This is a genomic window from Leeuwenhoekiella polynyae (assembly GCF_004104075.1).
Lineage (GTDB): Bacteria > Bacteroidota > Bacteroidia > Flavobacteriales > Flavobacteriaceae > Leeuwenhoekiella > Leeuwenhoekiella polynyae.
This window is the reverse complement of record NZ_QOVK01000001.1, coordinates 625,006-638,234: the sequence shown is the minus strand read 5'-3', so window position 1 is coordinate 638,234 and position 13,229 is coordinate 625,006. Positions and strand designations below refer to the sequence as shown.

The 13,229-nt window shown below is 37.8% G+C and carries 13 protein-coding genes; 6 read left to right on the top strand and 7 right to left on the bottom strand.

Translation table 11 applies throughout. The features are described from left to right. Positions 1-2: 2 nt before the first annotated feature. The 6 genes from DSM02_RS02690 (at position 3) to DSM02_RS02665 (ending at position 7,081) form a co-directional block, all read left to right on the top strand. Entirely contained in the window at positions 3-1,352 is a 1,350-nt protein-coding gene (locus DSM02_RS02690) for an HlyD family secretion protein (protein WP_128764189.1), read from the top strand. Next, positions 1,349-2,755, top strand: a complete 1,407-nt coding sequence (locus DSM02_RS02685; protein WP_128764188.1) for a TolC family protein — start codon at positions 1,349-1,351, stop codon at positions 2,753-2,755. Before DSM02_RS02690 ends, DSM02_RS02685 begins: the two co-directional genes overlap by 4 nt. An 86-nt stretch (positions 2,756-2,841) precedes the next feature. Then, complete coding sequence (gene map, locus DSM02_RS02680) at positions 2,842-3,660, top strand: type I methionyl aminopeptidase (protein WP_128764187.1); 819 nt, start codon at positions 2,842-2,844, stop codon at positions 3,658-3,660. Between the two features lie 21 nt (positions 3,661-3,681). Beyond that, a complete protein-coding gene (locus DSM02_RS02675; RefSeq protein WP_128764186.1) occupies positions 3,682-4,221 on the top strand; it encodes an HNH endonuclease in 540 nt (179 codons plus the stop codon). Further along, positions 4,221-4,985 carry a class I SAM-dependent methyltransferase gene (locus DSM02_RS02670; protein WP_128764337.1) on the top strand — a complete coding sequence of 255 codons (765 nt, stop codon included), beginning with the start codon at positions 4,221-4,223 and terminating at the stop codon, positions 4,983-4,985. The genes DSM02_RS02675 and DSM02_RS02670 overlap by 1 nt, the downstream gene beginning before the upstream one ends. A 5-nt stretch (positions 4,986-4,990) precedes the next feature. After that, a complete protein-coding gene (locus DSM02_RS02665; protein ID WP_164918213.1) occupies positions 4,991-7,081 on the top strand; it encodes a T9SS type B sorting domain-containing protein in 2,091 nt (696 codons plus the stop codon). Here the strand turns inward: DSM02_RS02665 and DSM02_RS02660 are convergent. From DSM02_RS02660 to DSM02_RS02630, 7 genes are all read right to left on the bottom strand, one after another. Continuing rightward, positions 7,074-8,087: an FAD:protein FMN transferase gene (locus tag DSM02_RS02660; protein WP_128764184.1), complete on the bottom strand. Its 1,014-nt coding sequence runs from the start codon at positions 8,085-8,087 to the stop codon at positions 7,074-7,076. The genes DSM02_RS02665 and DSM02_RS02660 overlap by 8 nt on opposite strands. 3 nt (positions 8,088-8,090) lie before the next feature. Beyond that, positions 8,091-8,450 carry a Na(+)-translocating NADH-quinone reductase subunit F gene (locus DSM02_RS02655; RefSeq protein WP_128764183.1) on the bottom strand — a complete coding sequence of 120 codons (360 nt, stop codon included), beginning with the start codon at positions 8,448-8,450 and terminating at the stop codon, positions 8,091-8,093. Positions 8,451-8,536: 86 nt separating this feature from the next. Continuing rightward, positions 8,537-9,844, bottom strand: a complete 1,308-nt coding sequence (gene nqrF, locus DSM02_RS02650) for an NADH:ubiquinone reductase (Na(+)-transporting) subunit F (RefSeq protein ID WP_128764182.1) — start codon at positions 9,842-9,844, stop codon at positions 8,537-8,539. A gap of 1 nt (position 9,845) precedes the next feature. After that, complete coding sequence (nqrE, locus tag DSM02_RS02645; protein WP_128760213.1) at positions 9,846-10,577, bottom strand: NADH:ubiquinone reductase (Na(+)-transporting) subunit E; 732 nt, start codon at positions 10,575-10,577, stop codon at positions 9,846-9,848. Positions 10,578-10,628: 51 nt separating this feature from the next. Continuing rightward, on the bottom strand, positions 10,629-11,276 hold the full coding sequence (locus DSM02_RS02640; RefSeq protein WP_128760212.1) for an NADH:ubiquinone reductase (Na(+)-transporting) subunit D: 648 nt from the start codon (positions 11,274-11,276) through the stop codon (positions 10,629-10,631). Between the two features lie 2 nt (positions 11,277-11,278). After that, positions 11,279-12,016 carry a Na(+)-translocating NADH-quinone reductase subunit C gene (locus DSM02_RS02635; protein ID WP_128764181.1) on the bottom strand — a complete coding sequence of 246 codons (738 nt, stop codon included), beginning with the start codon at positions 12,014-12,016 and terminating at the stop codon, positions 11,279-11,281. After that, complete coding sequence (locus tag DSM02_RS02630) at positions 12,016-13,227, bottom strand: NADH:ubiquinone reductase (Na(+)-transporting) subunit B (protein WP_128764180.1); 1,212 nt, start codon at positions 13,225-13,227, stop codon at positions 12,016-12,018. Before DSM02_RS02630 ends, DSM02_RS02635 begins: the two co-directional genes overlap by 1 nt. Between the last annotated feature and the right edge of the window lie 2 nt (positions 13,228-13,229).

The following is a 13,229-nucleotide window of genomic DNA, read 5'->3' as shown; positions in this document are numbered from 1 at the left end:
CTATGCTTAATATATCACACGATAAACTGAACGAAAAGGTTGATATTTCGGGCTATAAAGCTTCTAAAAAGGTTTTAAATAAAAAGCACTACACCTACTTCAACCGTTTTTTAAAAGTGTTTTCAGTTATCCTGATCGTCATTCTCTTTTTACCTTGGACGCAGACCATTTCAGGGATTGGATATGTAACGACCTTGACTCCTGAGCAAAGACCGCAAACCATTCAATCACCTATTCCCGGGCGTGTTGAGAAATGGTATGTACGAGAAGGAGATTTTGTAAAAAAAGGAGATACAATCTTATTTATTACCGAAATCAAAAACGAGTACTTTGACCCTAACCTAATAGAGCGCACAGATCAACAGGTACGGGCAAAGACAAGTTCTGTAGCCTCTTATAAGAACAAAGTAAATGCTTTAGGCAACCAGATAGGAGCTTTAAGAAATGAGCGTACTTTAAAATTGCAACAAGCCGAAAACAAACGTATTCAGGCTGGTTTAAAAATTAAAAGTGATAGCATAGATTATGAGGCCACAAAAACAAACTTACGCATTGCAGAACGTCAGTATGAGCGAACTTTAGCGCTTCAGCAAGAAGGTTTAAAAGCAGTTACAGATGTTGAAGAAAAGCGACTGAAACTTCAGGAAAGTCAAGCTAAAATAATTTCTCAAGAGAATAAACTACTTGCTAGCAGGAATGAACTTTTAAATGCAAAGATTGAGCTTAACCGTCTCGAAGCTACCTACGCTGATAAAATTTCAAAAGCACAAAGTGATCAAGCTACGGCGCTTTCTACTCAATATGACACAGAAGCTGCGGTAAGCAAACTAGAGAATAGCCGCACAAATTATGAGATACGTAATGCGCTCTATTATGTACGTGCCCCTCAGGATGGTTTCATCAATAAAGCCATTATAGGTGGTCTGGGAGAAACATTTAAAGAAGGGCAGCAATTAGTAAGTATAATGCCATCTAACTTTGACATTGCCGTAGAAACCTATGTGAAGCCTATAGATTTACCATTGATTCATCCCGGTGAAAAAGTACGTATTCAATTTGATGGATGGCCTTCTATTGTATTTAGCGGATGGCCTTACAACTCCTTCGGAACCTTTGGAGGTAAAGTAGTTGCTATTGAACGCTTTATTAGTGCTAACGGAAAATACCGAGTATTACTTGCTCCTGATGAAGAAGAACAGCCCTGGCCAGAAGAATTGCGCATAGGAGCCGGAGCAAATACACTGGCTCTTCTGGAAGATGTGCCTATTTGGTATGAATTATGGCGAAAACTCAACGGATTCCCTCCTAATTACTACACACCTGCCAGCTCACCTGAAACTAAAAAGAAATGAAAAACACGCTAGTTTTACTTTTATTTTTGACAGGTTGTTTTAGCCTTTTTGCTCAGGAAGATGAATTGCAAATACTAAGCTTTAAAGAATATATGAGCCTGGTAAAGCAAAACCATCCGGTAGCAAAACAGGCGCAACTCATAGGTGAAACCGGTGAAGCAAAATTATTAAAGGCTCGCGGTGGTTTTGATCCTAAAGTTGAAGTTGATTTTGATCAGAAAGTTTTTAAAGAGACCGAGTATTACAATCTGCTTAATGCTACTTTTAAAATCCCCACTTGGTATGGTATTGATCTTAAAGCACAGTTTGAGCAAAATGATGGTTACTATTTAAATCCGCAGAAGACAGTACCAGAAAATGGTCTTTACACTGCGGGAATCTCGGCATCTTTAGGTCAGGGCTTATGGATTAATGAACGTATGGCTACCCTTAAACAAGCCAAATTATACCGGGAGCAAACTAAAGCAGATCTCGATATCGCAGTGAACACCATTCTTTATGATGCATCAGTCGCGTATTTTGAATGGCTTCAGGCTTATAAAAAAGTAAGGCTTTATGAACGATTTCTTGAGAATACGATAATCAGATTTAAAGGAATTAAAACCAGCGCGCTTGCCGGAGACATTCCGTTAATTGATACCACTGAAGCTAAAATAAGTGTACAAAGCAGAGAGTTGAGCCTGAAAGAAGTTCAGCTGGAGTTCATTCAAAAAAAACTTGAACTTTCTAATTTTTTATGGGTGGGAAATAATATCCCTGTTGAATTACAGCCGGGAGTTTTTCCGCAGAGAGATTTAGATTTTGTAATTGATGAAACCTTAAACATCACAGGTTTTGATCTTGCAAATTTTGAAGTTGAAGAACATCCTAAAATGCGCTCGCTTTCTTATAAAGTGCAAGGCTTAGAAATCGATAAACAATTTAAAGGCAATAAGCTTTTACCTGTAATTGATGTCAACTATAATTTTATCACTTCAGAGCCCGATGATCTCAACACATTTTATACACAAAATTATAAAGCCGGTTTACGTTTTAAAATGCCCTTATTTCTTCGAAAAGAGCGCGGTGATTTAAAACTAGCTCAATTGAAATTGAGAGACACAGAATACGAGTTAACCAATACCCGCTTACAACTTAAGAATAAGATTTTAGCTGTTAACACAGAACTTAATACCCTTGAAGAACAAAATGATTTAGTGTCTGAATTAGTAATTAATTATGATGCGATGTTAACTGCAGAAGAGCGTAAATATCAAGTAGGTGAAAGTTCAATCTTCCTCATAAACTCGCGAGAATTAAAACTCATAGATTCTCAATTAAAACAGATTGAAATCACTAATAAATTTTACAAAGCAAAGGCTAAACTCTTTAAAACCATTGCAAACAATCCTGATAGTCTTTAAAGTGCTATTTAATGCTGTTTTAGTTTCTATTTAAAAGCCATCTAATAAGCTAAACTTTGTACCTTTGTGCCTCCTAAAAAAGAGACATGATTATAGTTAAAACAAGGGAAGAGATAGAATTGATGCGCGAGAGTGCCATTATTGTTTCTAAAACCCTTGGTGCACTAGCAGCAGAAGTTAAACCCGGTGTAACCACACTTGAACTTGATAAAATCGCAGAAACTTGTATACGTGATCACGGTGCTATACCAGGATTTTTGGGTTTATATGATTTCCCAAACACATTGTGTATGAGTCCTAATGAGCAGGTCGTTCACGGGATTCCTAATAACAATCCATTAGAAGATGGTGACATTATTTCTATAGATTGTGGTGCTTTAAAAAATGGCTTTTACGGAGATCACGCCTATACTTTTGAAGTAGGTGAGGTAGAACCGGAAACCAAAAAATTACTCCAGATCACTAAAGAATCATTGTACAAAGGTATCGCTGAATTTAAATTTGGTAACCGCGTAGGTGACGTGGGATATGCAATACAAAAATATTGTGAAGATCACGGTTATGGTATCGTACGCGAATTAGTAGGTCACGGTGTAGGAGCTACAATGCACGAAGATCCTGAAATGCCTAACTACGGAAGACGCGGTCGTGGAAAGAAATTTATTGAAGGGATGGTTGTAGCAATAGAACCTATGGTAAATCGTGGTACGCATCGCATCAAACAGCATCGTGACGGATGGACAATTACAACCCGTGATAATGAACCTAGTGCTCATTTTGAACACGATGTTGCTTTAGTTGACGGAAAACCTGAGCTTCTTTCAACTTTTAAGTATATTTATGATGCCTTAGGCGTCACCAGTGATGAAGAAGACGCTTTTAGAGCACAACCAATTACCAACTAACCAAAAATACCACCAAGTGCCATGCAGTTAGAAACTTGGATAGACTACAGTGAAGCAAACTGGGAGGAAGATTATAAAATAGGGCTTTCCAACTACGGAAGAGTACGTAGCTATAGCAAAGACCCTAAAGGGAATTTGATTAAAGGCGGTCACATTAATGGTTATGTTACTGTGAACGTAAAACTAGCAAACGGAAAGCGACGTAATTTTTATCTGCATAAACTTTTAGCAAAAGCATTCTTAACGCCCGGTGAAAACGAAAAAGCTGTTTTACACCTCAATCATGATAAAACAGATAACCGGGTAGCTAATCTAAAATGGGCAACACATAAAGAGCGTTATGCGCATCAAAAAACCAGTCCGTTAGATATAAAAAGGCGTACTTCTGGAGAGCGTCATTATACTAAACTCTCTTATGCCGAAGCAAAAGTTCTCAAGAAAAAACTACTTGATCCTAATAGGCGTACTCGTCTAAAAGTTTTAGCTAAGCAATTTGGTATTTCAGAAATGCAATTGCACCGTATAAAAACCGGTGAAAATTGGGGTGACCTAAAAGTATGATTGCAAGTCTTTTTAAACGAATTTTAAATCTCGTTCCCAGACCTTTATTGATCCGTTTAAGTTATGTGGCACGACCTTTTTTAGCATTTAGCTTAAAAGGTGATTGTTACGAAGATCCTATTGATGGTAAAACCTTTCGTAAATTCTTGCCTTATGGTTATGGGAGTCCGCGCGAAAATGTACTTTCCCCTTCTACCCTATCTTTAGAACGTCACCGGTTACTTTGGCTTTTTTTAAAAAAGGAAACCGACTTTTTTTCGATACCTGCAAAAGTGCTACATTTTGCTCCGGAACAAGCATTTTACAAACTTTTTAGAAATCTGAAAAACCTGGATTATACGACTACCGATCTGTTTTCGCCTCTGGCTGATGTAAAAGCAGATATTTGCGATCTGCCTTTTGATGACAATACTTATGATGTCATTTTATGCAATCACGTTTTAGAACACATATCAGACGATACTAAAGCGATGCAAGAACTCTATAGGGTTTTAAAACCAGGTGGAATGGCTGTTTTGCAAATTCCACAAGAAATGTCACGAGCAACAACTTTTGCAGATGACACGATTACAGACCCAAAAGAACGCGCAGCAATTTTTGGTCAATACGACCACGTACGTGTTTATGGAAGAGATTATTTTGATAAATTACGCAGTATAGGTTTTAAGGTTGAAGAAGTTGATTATACTAAAAAACTTTCTGCTTCAGAAATTGACAGGTACAGACTGGCAAAAGATGAGATTCTTCCGGTGTGTTATAAATGATCTTTATGAAAAAAAGCTACTTAATCCTTATTGCATTTTTAACGTTCAGTAATTGGATTTTTAGCCAAGCAAATGATTGTACTGATGCTATTTTACTTTGCGGAAATACACCCGTTGGAATTGAACCACAAGGAGTAGGTTTTGACGAATTCAGTTTGCCAGGTAATTTTGCACCTCCTTGTTACAGCTTCAATAATCAAACAGTTTGGTTTAGGGTAGAAATTGATCAAGGAGGAACTTTAGGTTTTGACGTCATACCAGACAATGGAACCGATGATTACGATTTCGCAGTTTATGGACCTGTAAGTGATTGCGCTAATTTAGATATGTCTATAAGATGCAGCAGCACCAATCCACTCGCAGCAGGAGTTAGTGCCAATACGGGTTTAAATGCCACTGAAGCCGATTTATCTGAAGGTCCCGGTCCAAATGGCAATGGTTACTTAAAAGAACTTGACACACAAGCCGGAGAAACATACTATATTTTATTAGATAGAGCTCACGGAGCTTCAGGATTTCAAATCAATTTGAATGGAACAGCAGTTCTACCTCAAAGCCCAGACTTTAACACACCACAGAATCTCGAAACCTGTGACGATGATGGTACTGAAGATGGCTTTGCTCGTTTTAATCTATTAAGTCAAGCTTCAGCAATTACCAGAAACTTTCCTAACTCACGAGTGAGCTTTCACGAAACTTTAAATGACGCCAACTTAAATCAAAATTCTATACCCGCAACAACCTACACAAATACAAAAGTAAACAGCCAAAGGATCTACGCACGTGTTTCAAGTGTAATTGGGCCTTGTACTGAAATAACTTTGTTTGATCTCATTGTCAATCCGCTTCCTTCCTACAACAATCCCAACGACTTGTATATCTGCAATGCCACAGGTATCGTTAATTATGATCTAATAGCTCTCAACGAAGGTATTATTAACACTTCATCTAATCTGGTCATCTCTTATTATAGATCTGCCATCGAGGCTCTAATGAATCAAAACCCAATACAGGATATTAACGTACCGCTAAGTGGAACTACTGTTCACTTTTTCGTGAGAAACACTGCTACCAACTGTTTTATTTTTGATGAATTTGACATCAGCTATCAAAACAGTCCGGCTCTGGTGCAGCCGGCACAACTTATCTATTGCCGGGATGATAATATGATGCTTACTTTCGATCTTTCTAATATTGAAGAAGAAGCTTTAGATGGATTAAATCCTGAAGATTTTGACACGTACTTCTACGAAACAGACGCTGACCGAAATAATGATGCCAATCGCTTGCCTTTACTCTGGGATACAGAAGCTATTTCTAAAACTGTATTCTTAAGAAGCATTAATAGTATTACGGGTTGTTTTGCTGATGAATCTTTTGAAGTTCAAGTTGTAGAGTCTCCAGATTATACATTTGAAGAAATTCAATATTTATGTATTGATGCGCCCAATCCAAAAATCTTAAGCATTGATAGCGGTTTTGATTTTTATGAGTGGAGTACCGGGGAAAGTGGCTCTACATTAAATGAGATTGAAATTACACAAACAGGAACCTATAGCGTAACAGCCTATAACAGCTTTGGTTGTTCAAACACAAAAACTACAGAAGTACGATCTTCTGAAGCTGCAACGATTACCGGTATTGAAATTACCGGACTAAACTACCCCAGAAACGAAGCTACTATTACAGTTACCGGAACTGGCGCCTATGAGTTTGCTATTGACGGAGGACCGTATACAACAAACACAACTTTTACCGGTTTATCCAGAGGGTATCATACTATTGCTGTAAAAGACACACAAGGCTGCGCCACTACCATTTCAGAGCCTTTTTTAATTCTAGACTATCCAAGGTATTTTACTCCCAACGGTGATGGTTATCACGATACGTGGCAGTTAATAGGTCTGGATGAATACCCCGGGGCAGTCATAAGAGTCTATAATCGTTACGGTAAATTATTGAAAGAATTGGGCGCTAATAGTAACGGATGGGATGGCACTTATTTAGGTACCCTTTTAAAACCAGACGACTATTGGTTTGAACTAATTTTACTCGAAGGCGAGCGCGTTACAGGTCATTTTAGTCTGATTAATTGACAGGCACTAAATAATCTTTAAAAGAATCTGACATATAGATTTTAATGCTATCTTCTGCTGTTCTCGTGTACATTAGATAAGCATCTACTCCGCTTGTTTTATATAAAACTGCTTTAGATTTTTCAAAACCCAATGCCATAAAAGCAGTAGCAAAAGCATCTGCTTCTGCACAAGAATTAGCAATCACTGTTGCGCTAAGAACATCACTTTTTTCCGCAAGGCCGGTAATAGGATTTACAGTGTGTACAAATCGTTGACCAGTAATAGAATCTATTCTAAATTTCCGGTAATTACCAGAACCTGCCATCCCTTTATTGTGCAGTGAAACGGCTTCAGTATAATCACGGTCTGTAACCGGTGCATTTATGTTTTCAATACCTACACGCCATTCTTGTTGTTTATCTAGGTTTTGACCTCGCGCAAGAAGTTCGCCTCCCAATTCAATCAAATAATTTTCGACACCATTAGCCTCGAGCATTTTACCTATACGATCTATACAATAGCCTTTTGCTATACTGTTGAAATCGAGATAAACCGACTTATTATCTTTCTGAATTTTCCCCTCGGAAGTAATCCTGATCTTATTCAAACCAACATATTGTTTTAAAGAATCTAAGGTTACTGAATCAAGTTGATTCAAGCGCTTTTCTGGACCGAAACCATACGCGTTCACCAAAATACCTACTGTAGGATCATAGACTCCGTCAGTGGCTTTATACACCTTTTTAGACAGCTCTAAAACTTCTTTAAACATTGCATCCACAACCACAGAAGTATCTCCGGCATTTATACGGGAAATATCTGAATCTGTTTGATAGGTGCTCATCGATTTATTAATAACAGCAAGTGTTGAATCAAACTGTTTGGCTACTTCAAAACGCTCTGCACTATAAAACTGAACCTGATACCCAGTTCCTAATGCCTGACCAGAGAGCACAACCAACTTGGGATCTGGCTTGCAACTTGCCATTAATGTAAAAACAATAAAACTATAAATAAATCGCATATGTCAAATCTCTTGAAGTCCGTTATATATTACCGTATACTCATTTCCTTTTTCAACGGGTTTGCCATAATCCGAAGCGCTACCTAAGCCTACTCCCGCGTAAAATGTTCTGGCATTAAACTTGGCAGCATGTTCTTTTATTTTCTGCATAAAAACAGGGTTGTATTCAGAAACATTTTCAGGATACTTCTTAACTCGTACTATTACAAAATGAAGCTTCTTATCTCGTAGAGCTACAAATTGTGGGTTACGTTTCAATTCTGAATTAACTCCTAAAAATTCAAACCCTTGTTCTTCAAGATCTTTACCTACGATATTCATCGCAAGGTTATGAAGCTCTTGTTCGCTTAATAATTCTACCATTTTGCAAAGATAGTATGCCTGAAATTAGGGCAGAAAAAAAGCTGCTACTTTCGTAACAGCTTTTTTTAAAATTTATTAGAATTTGATTATCCTCCAAAGTCATCAAAACGGATGTTCTCATCAGGAATACCAAAATCCTCACCCATTTTCTGAACAGCTTTGTTCATTAAAGGCGGTCCACAGAAATACAATTCGATTTCTTCTGGCTCATCGTGTTTTTCTAAATACTGCTCAATTACAGCATTGTGAACAAACCCTGTGAAACCATCACCAGGACTGTTTATATCTTCTTTTACTTTCCAGTTATCTTCTTCTAAAGGTTCAGAAAGAACTAAGTAAAACTTAAAGTTCTCAAATTCTTCTTCTAAGTCACGGAAGTGTTTTAAATAAAACAATTCACGCTTAGAACGACCACCGTACCAATAAGTAACTTTACGACCTGTCTTTAAGGTTTTGAATAAGTGGTACAAATGCGAACGCATTGGTGCCATACCTGCCCCCCCACCTACATAAAGCATTTCTGACTCAGACTCGTTAATAAAGAATTCCCCATAAGGACCAGAAATTGTTACTTTATCACCTTTCTTTCTACTGAAAATATAAGAAGAAGCAATACCAGGATTTACATCCATCCAACCGCCTTTAGCACGATCAAAAGGTGGAGTTGCAATACGCACGTTCAACATAATCTCTCTTCCTTCTGCAGGATAAGAAGCCATTGAGTAGGCACGCTCTACAGTTTCAGTGTTCTTCATTACAAGTGGCCAAAGCTTAAACTTCTCCCATTCCTCTTGAAACTTATCTGGAGTCTCATGCTCATCAGGATGCGCAGTAATGTCCATATCAGAAAACTTAACAGTAGTTTCAGGTATTTCTATCTGAATGTAACCACCCGCTTTGTAATCCATATCTTCAGGAATCTCAACTACGAATTCTTTAATAAAAGATGCTACGTTATAGTTACGTACAACAGTTGCTTCCCATTTTTTAATACCAAATACCTCTTCAGGAATCTGGATGTTCATGTCTTGCTTTACTTTAACCTGACAAGCTAAACGAGCACCAGCTGCTAATTCTTTTCGCGTAAAGTGTGGCGTTTCAGTAGGAAGCGCTTCGCCACCACCAGACATTACGTGACACTCACATTGAATACACGTACCACCACCACCACAAGCAGATGGTAAGAATACTTTTTTGCCTCCTAAAGTTGAGAGTAGTGAACTACCAGAATCAACTTCGATTTCTTTTTCGCCATTGATGGTAATTTTTACCGGACCTGACGGAGATAATTTTTCTTTTGCAAAAAGTAGTAATCCTACTAACACAAGGGTTAGTACTAAAAACGCTACTACAGTTGCGGCTATAACTCCTCCTGTACTTGCTGCTAAAAACATATTACTTGTTATTTATTTCTTGAGATACTTCAGCTAAAGATTCATCTTCTGTTGCCGCATCTTGTTTTTGAACTTCTACTTTAGCTACTTCATCAGTAGTTTCAGTTTTCTCTTCACCACCAGTAAGCATTCCTCCAAAACTCATAAAACCAATCGCCATAAGACCGGTAATGATAAAGGTGATCCCCAGACCCCTCAAAGGGGCAGGTACATTAGAATATCTGATTTTCTCACGGATTGCAGCAATTGCAAGAATTGCAAGAAACCAGCCGATCCCTGATGCTAAACCATAGTTAAATGCCAAACCTAAAGTTTGAATATCTCTTGATTGCATAAAAAGTGATCCACCAAGTATCGCACAGTTTACAGCAATAAGCGGCAAGAATATACCAAGTGAAGTATATAATGCTGGAGCAAATTTCTCAACTACAATCTCCACAAGCTGAACCATGGTCGCAATGGTAGCAATAAAGAGAATGAAAGAAAGGAAACTCAAATCGTAGTCTGCATACTCAGCACCTAACCAGGTAAGAGCTCCGGGGCGTAATACATATTGATCCAATAACCAGTTCATAGGCACAGTAACTGCTAATACAAAGATTACAGCAGCACCCAAACCTACAGCGGTAGAAACTTTTTTAGAAACAGCAAGGTAAGAACACATCCCTAAGAACGTGGCAAAAACCATATTGTCTATAAAAATTGATTTAAAAAATAACTCTACGTGTTCCATTTTTTTATAATAAAAAGTTAGAAAGGAGTTTTAAAGCTCCAATCGTAATCTTTAGTTTTCTTCGATTAATGCACTGTTTCTAGAGCGCTGAATCCAGATGATAATTCCAACAACAATTAGGGCCATTGGAGAAAGCAGCATAAAACCATTGTTCTCATAACCTATTGCATACAATCCTGTTTTAGCGATAGGATCTCCTAAAACTTTAAAGCCTAATAATGTTCCAGAACCTAAAAGCTCTCTAAAGAATCCTACTATGATAAGAATCAAACCGTATCCCGCAGCGTTACCAATACCATCAAGAAAAGATCTGTAAGGCCCGTTTCCTAAAGCAAAAGCTTCAAAACGCCCCATAATAATACAGTTTGTGATAATAAGACCTACAAAAACTGAAAGAGTCTTACTCAGTTCATAAGCAAAAGCTTTAAGAACCTGATCCACTATAATTACCAAAGCTGCAACTACTACGAGCTGAACAATAATTCTAATTTTAGAAGGTATGATATTTCGCATAAGCGAAATCACCACGTTACCTACAGCTAATACAAACACTACTGAAAGCGCCATTACAATAGAAGCTTTAAGCTGAGCTGTAATCGCCAGAGCAGAACAGATACCTAATACTTGAATTGTAATCGGGTTGTTATCTGCTAACGGGTCTAATAAAAGCCCGGTATCTTTTTTAGATAATAATGCCATAATTATAATTTTAAGTCTTTAATGTAAGGAATGTAAAGCTTAACAGTGCTGTTAATCATTGCAGTTACACCATTACCTGTAATAGTAGCTCCTGCTAAGGCATCTACTTTACCATCATCTTTACGTTCGTTAAGCGGATCATTGTTTCCTTTTGCCACCGTAATTCCTTCATATTGAGTACCGCTCATGATCTCTTCTCCGGTAAAGTCATCCATAAAGTAGCGCTCTTTAATGTTTGCTCCAAGACCAGGAGTTTCCCCCTTATGGTCAAAATAAACACCTTGAACCACATAGTCAGCATCTAAAGCAACAAAACCCCAGATTGCATCCCAAAGCCCTTTACCATATAAAGGAATGATGTAATAATCTTTACCTTCTTTTTCTCCGACAAATAAAGGTAGTCTGCGTTCAGACATATCTTTTGCCAGTTCTCCTTTAAGGTCTATAAGATATGCAGAGCTGTCTTTTGTAACTTGACCATTCTGTATCACCAATTGCTCTTTGATATATTTTGAGAATTCAGCTTCTACTTCACTAGTAGGAATAAAATTCACAGAACCTTCAACATTCTCATTGACGCCCATTGCGTAAAGAATGTTTTGCTGTTTTTCAAAGCGTTCGTTTTCAGTAATCGTAGGCTTCAAGCTAGATGCTGTGAAGGCTAACAATGCCCCAACAACAAGCACCATAACTACAGCAAAGATTATCGTGTAACTATTTTTATCTGTATTTGCCATTATTAAGCAGTTTTAAGTTTTAAACGTTTCATACGCTTTTTCACATTCGCCTGTACCACATAGTGATCAATAGTAGGAGCAAAAACATTCATCAAAAGAATTGCTAAAAATACTCCTTCAGGGTAAGCCGGATTAAACACACGTATCATAATCGAGAAAAAACCAATTAAGAAACCGTACCAGTATTTACCAGTATTGGTTTGCGCTCCAGACACAGGATCAGTTGCCATATATACAATACCAAAAGCGATACCACCTATTATTAAGTGCTCCCAGAAAGGTGTGTTCATAAGACCGTAAAACTTACTTCCTTCTGCAATCCACCCTTGATAGACAACACCGTTAAAAATAAGCCCCATTACAGCCGCACCTACAATTGCACTAAAAATAATTCTCCAGCTTGCAATCTTAGTGAACATTAAAAACAGACCTCCTAAAATGATTAAGAAGGTCGAAGTTTCTCCTACAGACCCCGGTATAAAGCCAAAAAACTTATCAGCAAAATCATATACTACAGAAGAGTTCTGAGCATAAGCTCCTAAGATAGTCTCACCAGAAATAGCGTCAGGAGTACCCACAACATCTTTTGCACCGTGAACCCAAACTTTATCACCACTCATCCAAGTAGGATATGCAAAGAATAGAAAGGCTCTAATAGTTAATGCAGGGTTAAGAATGTTCATTCCTGTTCCTCCAAAAACTTCTTTACCAATTACAACACCAAAAACAACAGCAACTGCTAGCATCCATAATGGGATATCAACAGGAACAATTAATGGCACAAGCATCCCGGTAACTAAATAACCTTCTTCTACCTCATGACCTTTAATAACAGCAAAAATAAATTCTACTCCAAGACCTACTAAGTAAGAAACAATCACAAGCGGAAGCACTGTAATAGCACCCATTGCAAAATTATCCCAAGTGAAGAAATTACCAAAAAGGCTTGCCTCTCTTATAATTCCGTTTGCAGCGTCTACAGCAGCATAATGCTGATAACCTGCATTAAATATCCCCCATATCAAAACAGGGATAAGCGCCATAATCACCGTGTTCATGGTACGCTTTAAATCGTCTACGGCTCTAATGTGAGAACCGTTATGAGTAGTTTCATTAGGTGTATAAAGAAAAGTATGAAGCGCATTAAAAGCAGGCGCCATTTTCTTACCCTTGAAATCCTCTTTAATTCCGTGTAGTTTTTCTTTTAATCCCATAG